The sequence below is a fragment of the Streptomyces sp. NPDC004266 genome (genome assembly GCF_042874095.1).
Taxonomy (GTDB): Bacteria; Actinomycetota; Actinomycetes; order Streptomycetales; family Streptomycetaceae; genus Streptomyces.
In genome coordinates, this window is record NZ_JBIAMM010000023.1 from 1 (window position 1) to 19,092 (window position 19,092).

18 protein-coding genes and 2 pseudogenes are annotated in these 19,092 nt (G+C 69.7%); 8 read left to right on the top strand and 12 right to left on the bottom strand.

Annotation, left to right across the window (positions count from 1 at the left end; all coding sequences use genetic code 11):
* The 3 genes and pseudogenes from ACFYUZ_RS36085 to ACFYUZ_RS36095 form a co-directional block, all read right to left on the bottom strand.
* A pseudogene (locus tag ACFYUZ_RS36085) lies at positions 1-446 on the bottom strand (hypothetical protein); the annotation flags it as partial.
* 5 nt (positions 447-451) lie between these two features.
* The gene (locus ACFYUZ_RS36090) at positions 452-1,045 is read right to left on the bottom strand and encodes an RNA polymerase sigma factor (RefSeq protein ID WP_389316483.1); all 594 of its coding nucleotides are present in this window, start codon (positions 1,043-1,045) and stop codon (positions 452-454) included.
* Positions 1,039-1,344 carry a hypothetical protein gene (locus ACFYUZ_RS36095; protein WP_389316484.1) on the bottom strand — a complete coding sequence of 102 codons (306 nt, stop codon included), beginning with the start codon at positions 1,342-1,344 and terminating at the stop codon, positions 1,039-1,041. The genes ACFYUZ_RS36090 and ACFYUZ_RS36095 overlap by 7 nt, the downstream gene beginning before the upstream one ends.
* Positions 1,345-1,654: 310 nt before the next feature.
* Here ACFYUZ_RS36095 and ACFYUZ_RS36100 point away from each other — a divergent pair, with 310 nt between their 5' ends.
* Positions 1,655-1,867 (top strand): DUF6207 family protein, encoded by a 213-nt coding sequence (locus tag ACFYUZ_RS36100; RefSeq protein ID WP_389316486.1) that lies wholly within the window; start codon positions 1,655-1,657, stop codon positions 1,865-1,867.
* Positions 1,868-1,994: 127 nt separating this feature from the next.
* On the opposite strand, the gene ACFYUZ_RS36105 is transcribed toward ACFYUZ_RS36100, so the two are convergent.
* Positions 1,995-2,171, bottom strand: coding sequence for a hypothetical protein (locus tag ACFYUZ_RS36105; protein ID WP_389316488.1), 177 nt, complete (start codon positions 2,169-2,171; stop codon positions 1,995-1,997).
* A gap of 191 nt (positions 2,172-2,362) precedes the next feature.
* On the opposite strand from ACFYUZ_RS36105, the gene ACFYUZ_RS36110 reads away from it, so the two are divergent.
* Entirely contained in the window at positions 2,363-4,063 is a 1,701-nt protein-coding gene (locus ACFYUZ_RS36110; protein ID WP_389316490.1) for a hypothetical protein, read from the top strand.
* Positions 4,064-4,342: 279 nt separating this feature from the next.
* Here ACFYUZ_RS36110 and ACFYUZ_RS36115 read toward each other — a convergent pair whose 3' ends face one another.
* A complete protein-coding gene (locus tag ACFYUZ_RS36115; protein WP_389316492.1) occupies positions 4,343-4,510 on the bottom strand; it encodes a hypothetical protein in 168 nt (55 codons plus the stop codon).
* A gap of 47 nt (positions 4,511-4,557) precedes the next feature.
* On the opposite strand from ACFYUZ_RS36115, the gene ACFYUZ_RS36120 reads away from it, so the two are divergent.
* Positions 4,558-4,830 carry a hypothetical protein gene (locus ACFYUZ_RS36120; protein WP_389316494.1) on the top strand — a complete coding sequence of 91 codons (273 nt, stop codon included), beginning with the start codon at positions 4,558-4,560 and terminating at the stop codon, positions 4,828-4,830.
* Between the two features lie 239 nt (positions 4,831-5,069).
* Here ACFYUZ_RS36120 and ACFYUZ_RS36125 read toward each other — a convergent pair whose 3' ends face one another.
* Entirely contained in the window at positions 5,070-5,369 is a 300-nt protein-coding gene (locus tag ACFYUZ_RS36125) for a hypothetical protein (RefSeq protein ID WP_389316496.1), read from the bottom strand.
* A gap of 475 nt (positions 5,370-5,844) precedes the next feature.
* Here ACFYUZ_RS36125 and ACFYUZ_RS36130 point away from each other — a divergent pair.
* Positions 5,845-6,030, top strand: a pseudogene (locus ACFYUZ_RS36130) (Tn3 family transposase); the annotation flags it as partial.
* Between the two features lie 113 nt (positions 6,031-6,143).
* Here the strand turns inward: ACFYUZ_RS36130 and ACFYUZ_RS36135 are convergent.
* Both ACFYUZ_RS36135 and ACFYUZ_RS36140 read right to left on the bottom strand, forming a co-directional pair.
* Positions 6,144-7,160 carry a hypothetical protein gene (locus tag ACFYUZ_RS36135; protein WP_389316498.1) on the bottom strand — a complete coding sequence of 339 codons (1,017 nt, stop codon included), beginning with the start codon at positions 7,158-7,160 and terminating at the stop codon, positions 6,144-6,146.
* Between the two features lie 219 nt (positions 7,161-7,379).
* Positions 7,380-8,297 carry a recombinase family protein gene (locus ACFYUZ_RS36140; protein WP_389316500.1) on the bottom strand — a complete coding sequence of 306 codons (918 nt, stop codon included), beginning with the start codon at positions 8,295-8,297 and terminating at the stop codon, positions 7,380-7,382.
* Between the two features lie 316 nt (positions 8,298-8,613).
* On the opposite strand from ACFYUZ_RS36140, the gene ACFYUZ_RS36145 reads away from it, so the two are divergent.
* Together ACFYUZ_RS36145 and ACFYUZ_RS36150 are read left to right on the top strand one after the other, a co-directional pair.
* Complete coding sequence (locus ACFYUZ_RS36145) at positions 8,614-8,907, top strand: hypothetical protein (protein ID WP_389316502.1); 294 nt, start codon at positions 8,614-8,616, stop codon at positions 8,905-8,907.
* A 364-nt stretch (positions 8,908-9,271) separates the two neighbouring features.
* On the top strand, positions 9,272-9,550 hold the full coding sequence (locus ACFYUZ_RS36150; protein WP_389316504.1) for a hypothetical protein: 279 nt from the start codon (positions 9,272-9,274) through the stop codon (positions 9,548-9,550).
* A 52-nt stretch (positions 9,551-9,602) separates the two neighbouring features.
* Here ACFYUZ_RS36150 and ACFYUZ_RS36155 read toward each other — a convergent pair whose 3' ends face one another.
* Positions 9,603-12,731 (bottom strand): Tn3 family transposase, encoded by a 3,129-nt coding sequence (locus ACFYUZ_RS36155; RefSeq protein WP_389316505.1) that lies wholly within the window; start codon positions 12,729-12,731, stop codon positions 9,603-9,605.
* Between the two features lie 634 nt (positions 12,732-13,365).
* Here ACFYUZ_RS36155 and ACFYUZ_RS36160 point away from each other — a divergent pair.
* A complete protein-coding gene (locus ACFYUZ_RS36160) occupies positions 13,366-13,785 on the top strand; it encodes a lamin tail domain-containing protein (protein ID WP_389316607.1) in 420 nt (139 codons plus the stop codon).
* Between the two features lie 216 nt (positions 13,786-14,001).
* Here ACFYUZ_RS36160 and ACFYUZ_RS36165 read toward each other — a convergent pair whose 3' ends face one another.
* Together ACFYUZ_RS36165 and ACFYUZ_RS36170 are read right to left on the bottom strand one after the other, a co-directional pair.
* On the bottom strand, positions 14,002-14,685 hold the full coding sequence (locus ACFYUZ_RS36165; RefSeq protein ID WP_389316507.1) for an HNH endonuclease family protein: 684 nt from the start codon (positions 14,683-14,685) through the stop codon (positions 14,002-14,004).
* 437 nt (positions 14,686-15,122) lie between these two features.
* Positions 15,123-16,133: a peptidoglycan-binding protein gene (locus ACFYUZ_RS36170; RefSeq protein ID WP_389316508.1), complete on the bottom strand. Its 1,011-nt coding sequence runs from the start codon at positions 16,131-16,133 to the stop codon at positions 15,123-15,125.
* A gap of 514 nt (positions 16,134-16,647) precedes the next feature.
* Here ACFYUZ_RS36170 and ACFYUZ_RS36175 point away from each other — a divergent pair.
* Positions 16,648-16,776 carry a hypothetical protein gene (locus tag ACFYUZ_RS36175; RefSeq protein ID WP_389316510.1) on the top strand — a complete coding sequence of 43 codons (129 nt, stop codon included), beginning with the start codon at positions 16,648-16,650 and terminating at the stop codon, positions 16,774-16,776.
* Between the two features lie 532 nt (positions 16,777-17,308).
* On the opposite strand, the gene ACFYUZ_RS36180 is transcribed toward ACFYUZ_RS36175, so the two are convergent.
* Positions 17,309-18,370: a peptidoglycan-binding protein gene (locus ACFYUZ_RS36180; RefSeq protein WP_389316511.1), complete on the bottom strand. Its 1,062-nt coding sequence runs from the start codon at positions 18,368-18,370 to the stop codon at positions 17,309-17,311.
* Positions 18,371-19,092: the final 722 nt, after the last annotated feature.

Below are 19,092 nucleotides of genomic sequence, written 5' to 3' on the forward strand. Positions count from 1 at the left end.
TCGTCCTCGGGCCTGGCCTTTGTCTCTGCTGGGTTCGCGTCGTCCGGTTCTTGCAGGAGACGTCGCGCGTCGCCGTGCCCGTGCTGGGCCGCCTCGACAATGAGGAAGCGCGCCTCCTCTGCCCACTCCGGTCCCGTGCGCAGCGTGATCACGGCCAGGCGGAACAGCGCGCCGGGGTGGCCTGCGGCGGCGGCAGTGCCCAGCCAGTCCACCGCCGGGGCGAGCTCGCCCCGCAGCAGCGCCTTCGAACCGAGCCGGTAGAACGAGTTCGCCTTCTTCCGGGCCTCGACACCGTGGAGGGAAAGGCGGGCCAGGGGTCCGAAGTCTCCGTCGGGCCGGTCCCAGAAGTCCGGCGGCCCTTGCAACTTCCTGCGGAGGGCGAGCAGCCCGCCAGGGGATTCGGGCGCAGAGCTTCCGGCGCCGTTGTCCTTGCTGAAGCGGCGCACCGCTGTCACCCATCCTTCTCTACGCGTCGTGTCTGCTTCCGATGCCCGTCACGGATGTGCTTGCCCAACTTGTCCCGCAGCTCAACGACGGCGGATGAGCGGTCCTTGTGCAGCCGGATCTTGTCTATGCCCAGCACGCTGGCGATGTCCGTGTCCTCAAGGCCCTGGCTCTGCAACTGGACGATCTTGCGGCGCCGGGTGCGGGGCATCGCGTCGATCAAGGGCACGACGAGGCGTTCCAGAATGTCGGCGTCCTCGGGAGAAACGCGTGGTGGCGGGATCGCGGCCACGAACTCGCTGTCGTAGCGGACGGGGTCTCGCTGCAGGGCGCGCAGCGCGTCCTTGGCCAGGTTCCGCGAGGCCGTCCGGAGGTAGCCGGGCAGCTTCGTCACCGAGTCCAGCTCGCCGGAGGCGGCCTTGGCCGCCACCCGGTCGTACGCCTCCTGGGCGATGTCCTCGCACGCCGCCTGCGACAGCAGCGGCCGGTACTTCCGCCACAGCACCAGCGGCTCCGCCGCCATGAACATCGGATAGCAGTCCAGCAGCCGCTGCTCCACATCGGTCAGAGAGGGCTGCACGGACATATCGCCGCTTACCACGGGCCGTTCTCCTTCACCGGTCCATGCGGCCCCGAGCCGGGACCACCTCCGGCGGGAAGAAAGACCGAGATCTCCACCTGCGCGGGAGGCAGGACGGCGATCCGGACGCCGACCGGTCCCGGGATGGCCGCCGGGAAGGGTACGGCGGCGACGGCTCCAGGCTCCAGCGCCGTCCCGGCACGGTACGACCGCCGGTCCCACCACACCTGAACCACGGCAGCCGCGGTCTGCACCACTGCCGCTGCCACCGCGGCGAGCTCGGACACGGCCAAGCACGACGTCATCGACTTGATCTCCATCGTCAGTATCAGGAGGCGCACCAAGCGCCTTCGCCCCACCCGACGACCCCGCTCCCCAGTTATCCCCCCGGCGACCGAAAATTTCCCCAGATGATCGAAGCCGACCGATACCGCCAGGCCCCTGACCAGAACACGACGTTGCATGGCCGTAGGCTCACCACCAGCCGTGGCCCGCAGCGTCCTGGCGCTGGCGCGGGGTAGGCCGCATTACACGCTGCCCCTGGGCTTCGTCGTCCTCTCTCCCCCGCTCGTCCAGGTGATCTCAGCGCCGACTCCTGAACCAGTTCCTTCGGTACCGCGTTCACACGGCATGGAACCGATCAATCCGATCCACCTCAGCGAGCCCGGCCTCGTGGTCCTGGACATCACCGGACCGGACGAGGAGACCGTGCAGGCTGCCGCGGTCGAGATCACCAGCTGGTGGGCGACCTCGGGCGCGCCGAAGGTGCGGCGTATCCCCGGCGAGCCCGGAGTGAGAGCGCGGCTGTACGCAGACCTCCGGCGCTCCGGCACCTCCCGATAGGCACCGGACTCCTTCGTGACGTCAGGCGCAAAGGGGGTACGTCTCCGCTGGCCGGCGGTTCGGCCGACTGCGGAGGCAAGAGCGCTGTCGATCAGCAGGGTTGCCTCCGCTCGGCGACGGTGCTGGATCAGTGGTCGATGAGGGCGTCGAAGAGGGGCAGGGCCGCGCCGGCCGCCGCGCCGGCGGCGAGGACGGCCCCTGCGGCCGGGGCACCGGTCAGGGCGGCCAGGACACCGGCGGCCGTGGCGGTCAGGACGGTCAGCAGGAAAACAACGGCGGCGCGGACGGTGAAGGTGGTTCGCATCGTGGACCTCCCGGATAGGGATGTGCCGCTGGGCTTGGTGCCCAGTGGTCGTGTGTCCGACGGTGCCGGTCTGGGCGGGTTGCGGGAACGGCAATCGGCGGCTTGCCGGAAGTTGGCAACGCGCAGGCCAGGACGGTGTTCACTATCCGCATCAGCACCACTGACAGCTGTGCCAGGAGGGACAGGCCCCCGTGGACGAAGAAGCGTCGATACCCCAGCCTCCGGGCCAAGCCTCAAGTGGTGGCCCCGCAACGGGCGGCGCCGCGCTGCGGACGGCCGTCGCCGCCTATACCGCCGCCCTCACGGCGGCGTTCGCACCCTGCCGGGCCGCAGGCGCGCGCCAGGCCGACCTGGCCGCCGCACTGCACATTCACCCCGGAACGATGTCCCGGTACTTCACCGGCCAGCGCATCCTGCACCACAACCTTCTGCCGGCCTTCGCCGACCACCTCGCCGCGCTCGGACATCCCCTGACCGGTCCTCAGCAACGCGAGCTGGAGCTCCTGGAACGCAACGTGCGGCGCCACCGGTCGCCCGACGGCATGCGGATCGCGGAGCTGGAGGACGAGCGCGACACCCTGCAGACGGATCTGTCGGCCGTGCAGGAGTCGCTTCACAGGGCTCTGGCCGACGTCGAGGACCGCGACCAGAAGCTGGCCGGGTGGTTGAAGAAAGCCGAGGGTGACGCTGATCGGCTGCGCCGGTCCCTGGCCGAGCAGGACGCGATGATCGCCACCTTGCGTTCCCGTCTCACCGAAGCCGACGAAGCCCGTCGGGACGCCGAAGAGCAGGCTGCTGCCGAAGCCGCACGTGCCGACGAACTCGCCGGCCGACTCTCCGACGCCGACACCCAGCTCGCGGCCGCGGTCCGGCTCGTCGGCGACGCCGACCGGGACGCCGCCCGAGCCCAGGAACGCGCCACCGCACTGGGCGCCGAGATCGAGGTTCTGCGCAGGCAGGTCCGCGCCCTGCTCAAGGAGCCGTTTCTCGCCCCGGACGCTTTCACCCCACCGCCCTCCGCAGACGAGGAAGCCACCGGCCGGAACGCGGCAGAACTGGTCACGGCGCAGCTCCAGCCCCCAGTTGCCGGGCAGGCAATCACCCCCACCCCCTTGCCCCCCGCGCCGCCGTCCGTGCCGGCGCCCCGTCCTGCCCCGGCTCCTTATCGCCGGATGCCGCAGCCGGCCCGCCCCGCGAAACGCCGGTGGCGTCCTGCACTCAGAGACCTGCCCCGGCCGGGAGTGGCCCGGGCCGTGGGGATGGTGTTCTCGCTGCTGCTCCTCGCAGGCGCCGTCGCAGCGTTCGCCGCCGCCCACATCCAGCAATTCGCCTACACCCGCGCCGCACTGTGCACCGAGGACCAGATCAGCCGGGGAGACAGCAGCGGCTGCCTGACCCAGCAGGCCGGAACCGTCACCGACCGCGCCAGCGAGACTCACGACGACACCACCTCCTACAGCGTCACCGTCACCACCCCCAGCGGCAAGCCCGAGACCTGGGACGTCGATCAGTCGTTCCACGACGGCACCCCGCCCCACACCCCCGTCACCATCCACACCTACAACGGCACCATCGTCACCCTGACCCACGGCACCCTGACCGCCGACGTCGCCGACGCCTCCGCCTTCCTGTCCTGGAAACAGCTGGCGACCCCCCTTGCGCTGATGACCGCCGCGGCGCTCCCACTGATCGTCTCCGCCGACCGCTTCTTCATCTCCATCAAGCTCATCGGCCTGGTCCCGATAGCCACCATCTGGAACGCGGTCCTTCTCGGGCTCACCTTCAACGGCTGGCGCCCCGAAAGCTGGACCAGCACCACCACCGCCGTCGTCCACGCTCTCGCCTGGGTACTGACATGCCTGCCGCCACTCGCCATGGCAGCCCTCGACTGAACCACTTCGGCCAGCATCCAGCAGGCGCGTGGCGACGGCTCTGAGACGGCGTCTGGAGAAATCCGATGAAGGAGGCGATGGCTCGTCCGCCAACGTCGCGGTCAAGGCCACAGTCGGGTGCCCCGCCGGGCCTACCGGCTGCTGGAGCCGGCCGACGACCGCCGTGTTGAGGACCAGGGCGACGGCGGCGAGCCTGCCGAGGTCCGCGGCCGCCGGCCCTGGTTCAGGTACGGCCTCGGGGAACATCGGTACAGCGGTTATCGGTGAGAACGATCATGGTCAGAGTGTGAGTGCGCTGACCCGGTTTTCGTACTCGTGGCGGGCCTTGCGCTGGGCCGGGACACTCTGGGGGCCGTCGAGCGGCTGGCAGCGGGCGAGGAGCTGGTGGTGCACCGCAGGGAGGGCGGTGACGCGCAGGGTGTGGCCCTGGCCGCACCGTACCGGCACGCCCTGGTCGAGGGCGGCGCGGTCGTCCGGCTGGGCGAAGGCCCGCGATGGAGCGGCCTTCCGGGTTCCAGCTCGGTGCCGCGGAGGAAGTCGGCGGCCTTGCCGGGCATATCGAGGGCGACCGGCAGCTCCGGCGCGGGGGCGTCCTCCTCGATGGCGGTGTGTTCGGGCAGGAGGTCGGCGACTGCGGTGCGGAGGCGCTGCGGCTGAGGCCGTTCTCGCGGGAGGCGGTGCGCACGTCGGCTGTCTTTCCGGCCGCGACGGCGGAGCGCTGGCCGCCCTTGCTGTCCTTCGCCTCGGCGGCCCGCAGTCCGTCGTAGGTCAGCTCCCGTTGGAGGTCGCGCTGGAGTTCGTCGGCGGCGGCGAGAGTTGCACCATGAACTTCACGGTGGACAGCAGCTCGCAGGTGCGCGGGTGACCGCCTATGGCCCGTGAGCAGGGGTGTCAGAACGCCGCTGTGCCCGACCCCGTAGGCGCGGTGTCGGGCACAGCGGCTCGCGCGGCGTGGATTCGTTCCGGTGTCAGTTGCCGGTGGAGCCCTTGTTGGCCTTGCTGTGGGTCAGATGGTGCTGGCGAACCAGCCCACCGTCTCGTTGCCGTGGGTGCCGTCGCTCTGGACGTTGGTGCCGTAGAGCTCGTTCATGCGGATCAGGAAACCCTCCCGCGTCACGTTGGCCAGGCGCAGGCCGGGGGTGTGGGGGCCGTTGAACGTCTGCACCTGCGCGAGCACCACGACCTCTGCACCCTCCGGGAAGGGAGTGGGGAAGGTGACCCGGGTGAAGGTGGACGTGTTGCCGCCCCGGGTCTCCACCGGGTTGTCGGAACGCAGGGTCAGCTTGCCGGTCAGCGTCATGCTCATAGGTCCGTACCCTTCATCGAGTTCTTCCTGCTGATCGGGCAGTCCGGCCGGTCCGTCCCGCCGAAGCATGCTCGGCCGGCTCACTGGCCATGCGCCCTTCGCACGAACGAGGGAGCGCAAAACCGCAGGTCCCGAGTGCGCCAGGCGCGCGCTCGACGATCGCCCGGAAGCCGCGTGCGCCGCAGCCTGCAGCCCGTCGTGCGTCAGCTCCCGCTGGACTTCGCCAGCGGCGAGAGTCTGTATCAGTCGCACGACGCGCGAAGGCCGCCACCTGCTGGTCAAGCGCAGGCAGCGGCCGGGGCTGCTCGTCAGGCGCTCCGCCAGAAGTGCGAGATGCGTGAGGACCGCTTCACCGTGCTGTCCTCACCCTCCCCGCAGTCGACCTGATGCTCTGCCTCGTCCCGGGCCCAGACCTCCGACTCGGCATTGGCGGGCGGGACGTTCATCGGGTCCTCGGGCAGCGCCTTGTCGGGGATACATGGACGCCGCCCTCGACCGGCTGCGCGCCAAGGGCTTCGAGGTGCGCGAGCAGGACGTCGCACGCCTCTCCCCGTTCGTGCGCCGCCACGTCAACATGCTGGGCCGGTACTCCTTCCAACTGCCGGAGCTGCCCGGGGGCCTGCGTTCCCTGCGCGATCCGACCGCCGGCAGGGAGTGGTGACCGCCCCAAGGTCACTAGGGTGGTCGGAGCCCGCTCCGGGTTTCGCTGGGTGACGCGAGCACGCCGCTGCCGGGCCGGGGGCAGCGGGTTCGCGCGGATGGCACGGTGCCAGGTCAGCCCCAGGTGGCGTCCTGCAGGTTGAACCTGTCGGGCGTGGCGCCGGGTTCGAAGTGCAGCCGGTCGCCTCGGACGACCAGGGGCGCGCCGGTGGTGCGGTCCTGGTGCCAGATCTCGTAGTACGGGCCCATGTCGTAGAAGGTGATCGGCTCGGTCTTGTTGGTGGCGGCCTTCATCGAGCCCTTGTGGGCGGCGATCCAGTACCCGTTGGCGGTGGCGCAGGTCACCTGGAGGTGGCCACCCCAGTTGCCGTCCTTGGCCCATCCGTCCACCACCTTCACCCACAACGCGGGCCGCTGGCCGTTAAACGACACGCCCTTCATCTGAAATTCGTTGTCCGGGTCGTCGATGACAGGCCCGGAGCCCCTGCCCCCTGGGCTCTCGTTGATCCCGATGTAGCCGCCGTCCTTGAACCGGACGGTGCCCTCCTGTGTGCGGCACGGACGGTACCGGGTGTCCGGAAGATCGGCGCCGGCTGTCACGATCGCGAACATCTCCCACGCGAGGTCCCGCTGGGACTTCTCCTCCGGGCGGGTGGTGGCCATCAGGTACTCCTTCAGCGCCGCCTCATCGCTCTCCTGGACGGTTTGCGCGAGCCTCAGGAGGCCCTGCCCGCCCGGGGTGGAGGCCAGCTGCTCCCTGGCGCGCTCCTTGGCGGCCTTCACGTCTTCTTCGGTGACGGCGGCGCAGTCCTCGATGCCGTACTTCTTGATCACCGCGTCCCGCGTTTCCTGCTCCTTCGCCAGGATCTCCTGCTGTTTGGCTTCCGGCAGCATCGCGAACATCAGAGTCTTCGACTGCAGGTTCCTCTCGGAGAGCAGGCCCCTCTCTGTGGCCACTTCAACGGCGGTCTTCGCCGGGGACACCTCGGGGATGAAGGCGGGGAGCCTCTGCCAGAGCAGGGCTTCGACACGGTCTTTCAGGGCCTCCTGGTGCGCGGACTCGATCTCCGCGATCTGCTGCGGGTCGAGGGTCTTCTCCTCGTCCGGCGCGTCCGGGTCGTGAAAGATCATGAAACTGCGCTTGCGAAGGTATCCCACGGGTCGGCCTCTCCTCTGTCGGGCGTCTTGATCGACTTCGGCCGAACGTAGTAGTCCAACAACTCACCAGGAACACGTCAGCCGATCTTTCGCCTGATCAAGTGAATGACGACGAAATCAGCTGAGACGGTGCGGCTAGGTGCCCCTCTCGGGGAACATCGGTACAGCGGTTGGCGCTGAGAACGATCATGGTCAGGGCGTGAGCGCGCTGACCCGGTTCTCGTACTCGCGGCGGGCCTTGCGCTGTGCCGGGACTGCGGGGACGCCCTGGGCGCCACCGAGCGGTTGGCAGCGGGCGAGGAGCTGGCGGTGCACCGCGAGGACGGCGGTCACGCGCAGGGTGTAGCCCTGGCCGCGTCGTACGGTCGTCCCCTGGTCGAGCGCTACCCGCTCGGCGGGCTCCAGCTCGGTGCTGCGGAGGTAGTCGGCGACCTTGCCCGGCATGTCGAGCGTGACCGACAGCTCCGTGGCGGGGGCGTCCTTCTCGATGGCCGTGTGCTCGGGCAGGAGGTCGGCGAGGGCGGTCCGGATCGCACCGCGGCTGACCCGGTGGTCGCGGGCGAGGGCGGCGATGGAGCGGCCTTTCAGATACGCGGTGCGCACGTCGGCGGCCGTCGCGGCCGCGACGGCGGGGCGGCGCCCGCCCTTCGCGCCCCTGGCCTCGGCGGCGCGCAGCCCGTCGTAGGTCAGCTCGCGCTGGAGGTCGCGCTGGAGTTCGCCGGCGGCGGCGAGGGTCTGCACCATGAACTTCACGGTGGACAGCAGCTCTCCGGTGCGCGGGTGGCGGGCGGTGAGGTCCATGGCGGAGAACGCGCCGTCGTGGATACGCAGGGCGAGACGGTCGCGATGCAGAACGTCGAGCACGTCGAGGATGTGCTGGTTGCCTCGCACGAGGCGGAACATCTCGGAGATGTGCACAGTGTCGCCCGGCCGTGCGTAGGTGATCAGCTCGCCGAACTTCGGGCGCTGGAGCGGGTGGAGGCGGCTGGAGGTGCCGGGGTCCTCCTCGAAGACGACCGGGTCCTCGATCCCGGCCTCGGCCAGGACGAGGTCCTGCCGGGCGGTGGACTGCTGGTCGGTCGAGACCCGCTTGTAGACCAGGTTCGCCACCGGAGGGCCCCTTTCCGTACGGAGGATCGGACCCTATCTGTCGTCAAACCCTGTCAGCAATCACCATCGGATCTGATTGGATTCGGGCCGCCGCGGACCCCGGATTGCAAGGGTTCATTGGGCGCACCGCCGCCCTGTCGTCAAACGATCGTTTGACGACAGGCAGGAAGCCTTCTCTGCACTAAGTCAAGCCGCTGAGGTATGCAGCCCTCACGCCCGAGCAAACCAATCGCTTCTCGTAACAGGTCAGACACGTTTAGTTAGGATCCCTGCGTCGGGCCGCGGCTTGCGCGGCTGACAGAGATCGGAGATCCGCATGGCCATCATCGTCACTATGGAGTTCCCTGGCTTCGGGCAGGAGCTCTACGACACCGTCATCGACCGTCTGACCGACAGTGGAGAGTTCGCTTCTGTCATCGAAGTGCCGGCTCCGGGCCTCATGGCCCACGTTGCCGGTCCGGTCGACGACGGCTGGCGGTGGATCGAGGTCTGGAAGAACAAGGAAGCCCTGGAGATGTTCTTGGAGGTCCTGAAGCCGATCCTGGCTGACCTCGAATACCCGGAGAGGGAGCCCTCGATCGCTCCGGCGTATAAGGTCGTTCTCGACTAGAGGACTTCGAGATGCCCCGGGCCCGGCAGGGTCCGGGGCATCACTCTGCTCGGCGGTGGGTCATTCGATCTGGTGCCGGGCGGCCGGGAAAGGACCGGGACCGCCAGTCCAGCCCCACCCTTACCTCGAAACGGACATCAACCCACGTACCGCCCTCTGACACTCATGTCCCTCAGGCCCCAGTTCCGCGTATCGCTGGTGTGGGTGATGTTCGGAGCCTGAGCTCGTGGCCGGCGGTTTCGACTGTCGGCGGCATACAAGATCCCTGTGTAGCGGGTGTCGGCCCGCACCTCAGGGAAGGATGTTCATGTACGTGCTCACGCGTTTTTTGGGACGGGCCGCGGGGACTATGGGGGCCGCGTTCGTGCTGGCTACCGGGCTCGCCACCGGCGCGCAGGCTGCCACGGGCCCGCTCGACTACGTCTCTGCTGACGGGGACGAGTACACACTTGAGGACCCGGCCGACGGCGAGTGCTTCCTGCTGGTGGGCGGCGCCCGGACGGCGAACAACGGCACGAACGCCAGGGCGACGTTCTACGAGGAGCCGGGGGACTGCGAGTCCCAGACCCTCGGGACGCTCCAGCCGGGCATGGCGAGGAGCTTCGAGGGAGGGACGCTGCCTCGCGCGGTGCGGTTCGGCTGAACGGTCGGCCTGCCGACCGGGTGACCCCGGAGCAGACGTCGAGGCAGTGTGGTCATTCTTCGCCCTCGCCATCCTCGTCCAGTTGCGGTGCGTCCGGGTCGCGCAACGGGCGCAGCGCGCCGGCGGCCGGAACGCTGGCGGTGAAGCTGTAGCGGCCGAGCAGGTTCAGGTTGCGGTGCTTGAGCGGGGACAGGCGGGCGATGTCCTCATCTCGGATCTCGTGTCCTTCGGCGCGGAGCCGGGTGACGGCGGCGTCGATGTACTTCGTGGTCCAGAGCACGATGGCGTTGAGGACCAGGCCGAGCGCGCCGAGCTGGTCCTCCATGCCGTCGCGGTAGGCCTGGTGGATGGTGCCGCGCTTGCCGTGGCACACGTCGCGGGCGAGCTTGTGGCGGGACTCCTGCACGGTGAGCTGCCGGTTCATCTGCCTGCGGTAGGTGTCGTCGACCGGGTCGACCACCCGCAGCAGGTGCTCGGTCTTGGCGATCCGCCCGTATTCGGCGAACGCCGCCCCGAGCGGGGTCGGGCGGCCGTCGCGGCCGAACATGCGCAGCAGGTCGTAGGCGCGGACCTGGTTGGTGACCAGGGAACCGGCGACCTTCAGCATGTCGGGCCAGTGCGTGATCACCTTGTTCAGGTTCACCCGGTTGCGGGCCAGGTCCTCCACCGCGCCGTACGTGCCCGTCTCGACGCCGGGCATCGTGGCCCGCCAGAACCGCTGGTCGTCCAGGTCGCGGAACCGCGGGCTGAAGTTGTAGCCGAGGATCTTGAACAGGCCGAACACCATGTCGGAGTACGAGGCGTTGTCGGTCGCCACCATCTCCGGCTTCACCCCGCCGTCCAGGTTCAGCAGGGCGTCCAGGATGTGCAGGGAGTCGCGCGGGGTGCCGGGCACGACCATCTGCCCGATGCCCGCGACCTGGTCGTTGACCGCGTTGAGCCAGGTGATGCCCCGCTTGAACCCGAAGTACTTCGGTGACGGGGCGGCGTTGATGGTGCGCACCGGCACCTGGAAGCGCAGCCCGTCCACCGAGGCGAGCAGTCCGTCGCCCCAGTACCGCACGATCGGGATCCCGGCCTGGGCGGCGATCAGCGCGGCGTTCGCCGCGGCGATGGTGTCGGCGCGCAGGTAGTACTGGTCGACGTGCACGAGCCGGGCCCGGGTCAGCGCCTCATGGGCGGGGTTGACCACCGGGGCCAGGCCGATGTTGCACGCCTCGGACACCAGCAGCGCGACCACCGAGGTGGGCAGGTCCTTCATCCGGGTGGTGCCGTCGCCGAGGTGCACGAAGGCGTCGAGGAAGCCGGTCCAGGCGTTCACCTCGAACAAAAGGTCCGGCAGGTCGATCTTCGGGAGCATCTTCTCGACCCGCTGGCGCAGCCAGGTCAGGGACTTCGGCTCGCCGAGCGCGCCGAGCTTGTCGACGTTCAGCTTCACCCGCCCGTCGCCGGCGACCTCGATGGAGACCTTCGCCGCCGGCCCCGCCTCCTCAAGACGTTCGGCGAGCTGCTTCCATCCGGCGTCCAGGCCCCGCACCAGCTCCGCCAGGTGCTCGGTGACGGGCATGTCCAGGCTCAGGGCCGCCAGGACGTCCTCCTCGACCGCATCCCAGTCGGGCCCGTCCAGCAGCCGGGCCCGCGGGTTGGACCAGTGGTGCGACGGGGCGGCGAACACGTCGCGGTTGTTCAGCGCCCGGTGCAGCTGCTCCAGCACGCACACCACGTACGCGTCCCGGTCCACCGCACCCTGCGGCAGGTCCGGGTTGGCGTACACCGCCTTGCGCCACGCGGGCGGCACGAGCTTGTCGTCCACCTCGCGCGGCAGCAGCGGCTTGACCCCCACCTTCCGCCGCGCCAGCGCCGGCAGGCCGCGCACCCCTGCCAGGACCCGCTTGCCTGCGCTCGCCGCGTCCAGCGCCTTCGACTCGCCCAGCAGCGCGAGGAACGGGCGCACCGTGGCGTACCGGTTCGCGAGCGCGGCCCGCATGGCGACCTCGGCCGAGTTCTCGTCCTCGGGCACCAGCGAGACCACTGTGGCCGCGGCGCTCATCACGGCGGCACGCGGGGCGACCTCCTCCATGGCCGCCCAGAGCGCGGCCACGTCCAGGTCCGTCTCCTGCTCCTGGACCAGCTCCAGTTCCTCGAACAGCACCTTCGCCGCCCGCGCGAGCACCCGTGACGCCTTCTCCAGCTGCGGCAGCGTCGACAGCCGCTCCTTCTCCGTCTTGCGCTTCGCCGTGTTCAGCAGCCGGGTGGCCATCAGGACCTGGAACAGGTCCAGGGCCTCGTCGATCGCCTTCGCCTCCAGGTGCCGCATCACCGCGGTGAGCATCGCCGTGCGCTTCGGCTCCGCCGCCCGCTCCAGCAGCGGCGCCTTCGACCCCAGCGCGTACCGGGCCAGCGCCGCCATCCGGTTCGGCGGGATCTGCGACAACCTCAACCTGCCGAGCCGGTACGCGCCGATCTCGTCCACCCGCTCCAGCGCACGGGCGAACGCCGTCCCCGTCGTCCGCGTCGGCGGCCGGCGCAACCGCTCCAACTCCGAGAACCGCGAGCCCTCCGGCGTCTTCAGCGTCGCCACCAGATCACCCGGTAGCGCCGGGTCCGCGCGCCGGGCAGCGCCCGCGACCGTGGCGTGCAGTCGCTTCTCCGCGACCGTCCGCGCCTCCGACACCTGCCGGGCCAGCACGGACACCCCGGGCAGCAGGACCCGGTGACGGCGCAGCCAGCCCACCGCGTGGTCGAACAGCGCCTTCGGGCCTTCAGCGTGTGTCCACGCCCGCCCGTGCAGGAACGTACGGAACCGGCGGCCCCACTCGGCGTCCTCGTAGGGGTGGTAGCCGTAGGCGTCCCGGATCTCCCACGCGTGGTCGTACAGCGTCTGGCGCCGCTCCGTGTACCGCTTGACCACCGACGGGTCCTCGATGCCGAGCTGCACGGCCAGGTGCTCGACCACCGGCCACGGCACCGCGAGCGGGTCCTCCAGGAACAAGCCGACGTACCGCACCGTGCACATCTGGAGCGCGAACCCGAGCCGGTGATGCTCCGTCCGCCGCAGGGCGATCAGATCCCGGTCCACGTCATCCAGGAAGAAGAACCGCTCCAGCTCGGGCCTCGTCGGCTCCTCGGCGAACGTCCCGTACGCCTCGGCCTGCTCATCGCTCAGAAATTCCACCGGCACGAGCCGGACCGTAGCCAGCCCCAGACCAGGCCCGGAGGCGTTTCACCGAACCTCAGCGGCGAAGTGGATCACTGTGCTAGACGGCCATGATCCTTCTCACCGATAACCGCTGTACCGATGTTCCCCGAGGCCGAGGTAGGGGCCTTCGGGGACGGTCTGCGTCCGTTCTCATGGCCGTTCGCCTCGGACAACAAATCCACCCACCTGCGCGATGAGGGTCAAAGCGTGCGAAGAAATACGCAGAACGGCTGTTACCCGGCATGGTCACCCGGTTGGCGCAGTGCACCGGGCAGTGCGGGCGGTAGTGCGCCGGAGGCCGTAAGAGCTTGTTGTTGATCACTGAACGGGTGGGTGTAGCCCACAGTGAATGTCAGGGCCGCGTCGTGGCATATGCGTGCCCGATGCAGGTGACAGTTACGGAAATGTCCTCACCCCGTAACCGGGCATAGCAGGCATTCCAACCGGCGGTTCGGGGCGGCAGAGTTCGGGTCCTCGGCCCAGCACCGGACCGGGACTCGTACCGCTCACGTCGGCCGCTGTCGGTCGGCGGAGCACTGTTCCCCAGGAGTCATCACCCGTGTCTGCTTCTTCGTCCGCCCGCCGTATCGCCGCGACCGTCCTCGCGGCCGGCTCCATGGTCTGCCTCGTCGCCCTGCCGGCTTCCGCCCACGACGACGACCGCCACCGCACGCCGAAGGTGGAGATCAGCGCCGTCCAGGCCGACAGCCCCGGACGCGACACCCGCTCCAACCGGTCGCTGAACGCCGAGTGGGTCGAGATCACCAACAACTCCCGCCGCTCGGTCGATCTCGACGGCTGGACCCTGAAGGACGAGGACGGCCACCGCTACCGCTTCCACGACTTCCGCCTCGCCGGACGGGCCACCGTCCGCATCCACACCGGTGAGGGCCGCGACAGCCGCACCGACCTCTACCAGGACCGCCGCGACTACGTCTGGGACAACCACTCCGACACCGCGACCCTGCGCGACGACCGCGGCCGCACCGTCGACACCGAGTCCTGGGGCGGCCGCCGCCACCACCATCACCACTGATCCCCCCTGCCCCGGCTCGGGGCCGGGGCTCTGACATACGCGTGTGCCGGGCAGGACGGGGCCTGCCCGGCACACGCACGCCTGCCCTCTTCCGGTCACCGGTGCCCCGGTCTGATGAGGGCGTGAGGCGGCTTTGTTGATGAAGAGGGCGCCGGGGACGGCGGGGCCGGCCGAAGGCCCGAGCGGGCCCCGTCGATGCTGCGGGGTCTTCGCCGGTCAGGCGGCGGGGGTGTAGTGGACGATCGAGTCCTCACACGGCCCGTCGGCGTACAGGGCGAGCGCGTCGGCCTCGCCCCGGTCCGCGGCAAGGCCCCAGCGCAGCTTCGTGGCGACCCATTCGGAGAGGTACCGGCAGGTGGCCTCCGGGGCCGGCGGCATCCACTCCCGCGGATCCTGGTCAGCCTTCGAGCGGTTGGTCCGCGCCGTCACAGCCACCAGGCTCGTGGCGGCCTCCTGGTCGTTGGCGTACGCCTCACGGCGCTCGGCGTCCCAGGCGCTCGCGCCGGAGTCCCAGGCCTCGGCGAGCGGGACCATGTGGTCGATGTCGAGCTTGCCCGGATCGGTGACCTCCTGCCCGTCGTAGTACGAGATCCACCGGCCGCCCGCGAGCTTGCAGCCGGCCGCGACCTCCGGGGACTCGACCGCCTCGGCCAGCAGGACCTCGTTGCGGGTGTTGCAGCCGTCCGCCGGGTCCAGGCCCGCGTTCCAGTGCCTGAACTTCGTCCGCGCGTAGCCCTCACGGGACTCATCCGCGACCGGGATCTGCTTGACCGCCGCGGCAAGGGTCACCACCTCGGCGATCCCCGGCTCCGCGGGCGCGGCGAGCGCGGCGTGGGGGACGGCGAGCGGGGACAGGGCTAGGGAGAGCGCGGCGACACCGCGCACCAGGTTCTTGATCACGAAGGCAGGAATAGCGGCCGGCCTGCCTGCGGGACAGAGGTTCCAACAGGTGACGAGCCGTCCGGGGGAACGAATTCACCGGAAGAAACGGTGCGCCTGCCCTCCTCAGACGGCTGTGCGCCATCTCCGGGCCATGAGGCTCAGGTGTGGAGGATGAGGCGGCCCGGCGGTACTGCCCCCAGAGCGCGTCTGGGCGCCGGGCCTCACCCGCACACGCCATATCGGCACGGGCTGGCGCTGACCCTACGGGAGCGGTGCGGTGCCGGGGAGGCCGGGCCTATCTCGAGGCGGCGGGCCGGGGCTCCTCCTCGGGGGCGAGGCAGGCGCCGCGCCGCACACCCTCGGTAAACGGGAGCCGCCCCGCCCGGAAGGGGTCCGGGCGGGGCTGGAGAGTTCAGGGCGTAACCCTGGCGGGGTGCGGTGGGGCGCTGGCCGGGTTACTTCCAGGCGCAGTGGATGTGTGTGTTGTGGCCCTTGTTGCCGGGGCCGAGGACTTCGGTGGCGCCGAGGTCGCGGCAGAGCTTCATGACCTGCTTGTGGGGTGCGCCGCTGCCGACGTGGATGCCGTTGATGAAGTTCGCGTCGAAGGAGAGGCCTCGGTAGTGGCGGGAGTTCTTGCTGTGGCTGCCGCCGACGAACTCGGAGATCTGCAGCCTGTAGTGGTGCTTGTCGTGGAGGGTGATCAGGGCCTTGAGCATGCGGGGGTCGAGCTGCACACGCTTGAAGCCGACGTGGCTGTTGGTGCTGGTGGCGGCGCCGATGCCCTGGGCCATGTCGTGGATGTTGCGGTAGGCAGTGGAGCGGGGGTCGACGGTCTTGGAGTGCTTGGTGGCGTAGGTGATGCCGCGCTTGCCCAGGAGCTGGCGGGCCAGAGCGGTGGCGCTGGTGGCGGGCTTGGGCTTGGCGGGGGTGGAGGTGCCGATCAGGGCGTTCCACGTCTTCGGTCCGACGATGCCGTCGTTCCTGAGGCCGTAGCGCTTCTGGAACTGGCTGACGGCGGATGCGGTGTTCTTGCCGAAGACGCCGTCGACCTTGAGGTCGAGCTGGACCTGGACGGCCTTGACGGCGTGGCCGCGGGCACCGCTGCGGACGGTCAGGGCGGTGAGCTTGGCCCACGTCTTCGCACCGACGATCCCGTCGACCCGAAGGCCGGCGCGCTTCTGGAACTGGCTGACGGCGGCCGCGGTCTTCTTGCCGTAGGTGCCGTCGGCCGTGACGGCGTGGCCGCGGGCGGCGAGCAGGTGCTGGACAGTCAGGACGTCGGTGCCCCGGGAGCCGGTCCTGAGGACCGGCCACGCGGCAATCCGGGGGGTGTGGGTGGCGTGGGGGACCGGCTTGGCCGAGGCGTTGGCCTCGTCGCCGGTGACGTTCACCGCGCCGAGCGTGCCGCCGGCCAGGAGCACGGCCGCGAGGCCCTGGAGCAGAAGGTTCCTGGCGTTCTTACGCATTCTCATCCTCATTCGGGTCTGCCCGTTTCCGCTCTCGGCGGGGGCGTGGGGTGCTTCGCCGTCCTGCTGGGCGGCGCCGACGAGGTGAAGACTTGGCGTATCGCTGTTCCTTTGGAAGCCCGACCCGCGTTCCTGCCGTTCCGTCTGTTCCAGCGCCCGCGCCATCCCTTCCGCAAGGTGCTGACCTGGAGAAACAGAGTTACTTGAAACGCGTGGGAGCGTCCGGCGCCGGTGTGCCTGGACTGTTGGGGACGCCGGAACAGTGGTCGTTCAGGAGCCGCAGAAGAGGCAGGCGGCCATCGGCATGCGCTCCGGCTCGCACCGTCTGAAGTCCGCCTGAAGTAGTGGCTGGTGAAGGGCCTTCTGGCGACATGGCGGGCGACTATTCGCCCGGCTTCGCCAGGGTGCGTGCACTGTTCCGCCACCCGCACGCGGGTGTGAGGTGGAAGTGGGGCGCCCCGATCCGAGGACGGAGGCGCGCCTGCCGACTGGTGTCTTCCGGAGGGAGGTGAACATGCAAAAGCGGGTCAAGCACCCGGGCCGGCGCAAGCGGATCGGCCCGGACATCCGAGCACAGGTGGTCATTGCTGTGCTCGGCGCGGTCACATCGATCGCGGGGTGTGTGGCGCAGTTCGCGCGCTAGCAGCGCTGCGGGTGGGTGAGGTACCGGACGGCAAGTCGTGGCCTGAGTGAAGTGGGCCCGACCGGCACATGATCGGCCGGACCCACCTCGACGCTCCGCACACCGTGGCCGGGGTTCTGGTGGCACCCAGAGCCCCGGCCGTTTTCGTGTACGGCCTCCGGGCGAGCCGGAGGGGCGCTTCATCTCCTGATTATGGTGTTCCCCCGTGTCGAGCGGTGCCCTGGCGCACCCGGGTTCCGACTGGCGCAACATGGCGAATAGCGCCCCATAAAATCCCTATTCAATAACCTATGGGATATGTGTCCAGGTTCGAGGCCCTCGGTCGCCGCGCCGCTTCCGCGGGGTCGGCGGTCGGTGTCTGTGGTGACGCCCCCGGTTCGCCCTGACTGCCGGGAGACCGAGAGGCGCAAAGCCGGTCGAGCCCTGTTTCTGCTCCTCTTCTTGTTCCGTGTGCAGCCGCCCTCGAGCGCTGGGGCGAGAACGCCGACCGCCCCCGGCAGGTGCTGCCGGGGGCGGGTCGGGGTGGGGCGGGTCAGTTGACGTAGAGGGTCAGGTTCTTGGGCCAGCGGGCCTGGTCGAGGCGCTTGAAGAGGTCCTTGATGTCGGTGGGGGTGAGCTTGATGCAGCCGAGGGACTTGTAGTCGTTGGCGTTCTCCCAGCGGTCGGCGTCGTCGCGGCCCGGGGTGTCCTTGCCCTGGGTGCCGTAGCGGGTCATCTCGCTGTGGATGAACAGGTCGGTGCGCAGGACGCGCTTCTGCTTCGTGCCGGCCTTGGGGCGGCAGGACTTGTTGGGGAGCTGGATGGCGTAGCCGTCGATGGCGTTGCCGTCGCGGTTGGTGAAGTGGGCCTGGACCCGGTAGGTGCCGCTGGGCAGCCAGCCAAGCCCGGAGGCGCACTCGTCCTTGTTCTTGCCGGAGCCGGCGCGCCAGGACTTGAGGGTCTTGCCGTCGCGGACGAGGGAGAGCTTGGAGTAGGTGGGGGACTTCCAGTTCTTGGAGAACTGCAGGGAGTAGCCCTTGATGGCCGGCTTGGCAAAGGAGCCGCTGATCAGGGAGTTCCAGGTCTTCGCGTCGACGACGCCGGTGCGGGGGAGGTTCTTCTTGGTCTGGAATCGGCTGACGGCGGCGGCGGTGTTCTTGCCGAAGACGCCGTCGACCTTGAGGTCGAGCTGGACCTGGACGGCCTTGACGGCGTGGCCGCGGGCGCCGCTGCGGAGGGTGAGGGCGGTGAGCTTGGCCCACGTCTTCGGCCCGACGGCCCCGTCGGCCCTGAGGCCGGCGCGGGTCTGGAAGCTGCGGACCGCGGCGGCGGTCTTCTTGCCGTAGGTGCCGTCGGCCGTGACGGCGTGGCCGCGGGCGGCGAGCAGGTACTGGACGGTCTTGACGTCCGTGCCCCGGGAGCCGGTCTTCAGCACCGGCCACACGCCCCTGAACCCGGCGGGCTGGGCGGGGGTGCCGTAGGAGCCGGTGCGCGGGCCGGGCTTGGTGGAGGCGTTGGCCTCGTCGCCGGTGGCGTTGACCGCGCCGAGCGTCCCGCCGGCCAGAAGCACGGCCGCAAGTCCCTGGAGCAGAAGGTTCCTGACGTTCTTACGCATCTTCATCCTTCGATCGCGTGCCCCACCTTCCCGCTGGTACGGGAGGCGTGGGAGCGGTGTCGCCGTCCTGGTGGGCGGCGCTGACGAGGTGAAGATTCGGGGTACCGGCGTTCCATCGGTAGCCTGATCCACTATTCCAGTCGTTCCGCGTGTACCAGTCGTTCCGCACGACCTTTGACCTGCAGAAACAGAGGATTTGGAACGCGCGGCTTTCATGATCGTGTCGAGGGGGACGCGTGCTGCCTGGGGATGAAAACCGCCGGAAGGCCGGTCCGCCGGCGGAGGTCGAGGCCCTGCGGGCCGAACTGGTGCGGATCAAGGAGGAGAAGAAGCTTTCCCTGGACTCCTTCGCCCGTGACAGCACGATCTCCCGGACGACGTGGCACCGGGTACTGAAAGGTGAGTCGTTCCCGCCTCGCGACGCGATCGAGCGGCTCAGCAAGCGGCCGCGGTTCGAGGCGCAGCACCTGGTGGGGCTGTGGGAGGCCGCCGACGTGGCACTCAAGCGGGCCGCGGGCACGGGCGCCGCGACGACCGGCAAGCCGGCGGCACCGGGCAATGACAATGCCGGGCCTTCGGCAGCCGGCGTACCGTCCCAGGATCCTGCCGCGGCCCCGGCGCCCGGCCCTGCCGCTTCGCCTTCGCCCGCTTCAGGGGAACCTGCTGTGACGGCTGGCCCCACCCAGGCGGCGCAGACCGCCGGCAGCGGCGTACCGCCCCGC

Coding starts and splice junctions, on each gene's coding strand:
- ACFYUZ_RS36095 (WP_389316484.1), bottom strand. CDS start 1,344: ATGGAGATCAAGTCGATGACGTCGTGCTTGGCCGTGTCCGAGCTCGCC.
- ACFYUZ_RS36100 (WP_389316486.1), top strand. CDS start 1,655: ATGGAACCGATCAATCCGATCCACCTCAGCGAGCCCGGCCTCGTGGTC.
- ACFYUZ_RS36105 (WP_389316488.1), bottom strand. CDS start 2,171: ATGCGAACCACCTTCACCGTCCGCGCCGCCGTTGTTTTCCTGCTGACC.
- ACFYUZ_RS36120 (WP_389316494.1), top strand. CDS start 4,558: ATGGAGCGGCCTTCCGGGTTCCAGCTCGGTGCCGCGGAGGAAGTCGGC.
- ACFYUZ_RS36125 (WP_389316496.1), bottom strand. CDS start 5,369: ATGAGCATGACGCTGACCGGCAAGCTGACCCTGCGTTCCGACAACCCG.
- ACFYUZ_RS36135 (WP_389316498.1), bottom strand. CDS start 7,160: ATGATCTTTCACGACCCGGACGCGCCGGACGAGGAGAAGACCCTCGAC.
- ACFYUZ_RS36145 (WP_389316502.1), top strand. CDS start 8,614: ATGGCCATCATCGTCACTATGGAGTTCCCTGGCTTCGGGCAGGAGCTC.
- ACFYUZ_RS36160 (WP_389316607.1), top strand. CDS start 13,366: ATGGTCTGCCTCGTCGCCCTGCCGGCTTCCGCCCACGACGACGACCGC.
- ACFYUZ_RS36170 (WP_389316508.1), bottom strand. CDS start 16,133: ATGCGTAAGAACGCCAGGAACCTTCTGCTCCAGGGCCTCGCGGCCGTG.
- ACFYUZ_RS36175 (WP_389316510.1), top strand. CDS start 16,648: ATGCAAAAGCGGGTCAAGCACCCGGGCCGGCGCAAGCGGATCGGCCCG.
- ACFYUZ_RS36180 (WP_389316511.1), bottom strand. CDS start 18,370: ATGCGTAAGAACGTCAGGAACCTTCTGCTCCAGGGACTTGCGGCCGTG.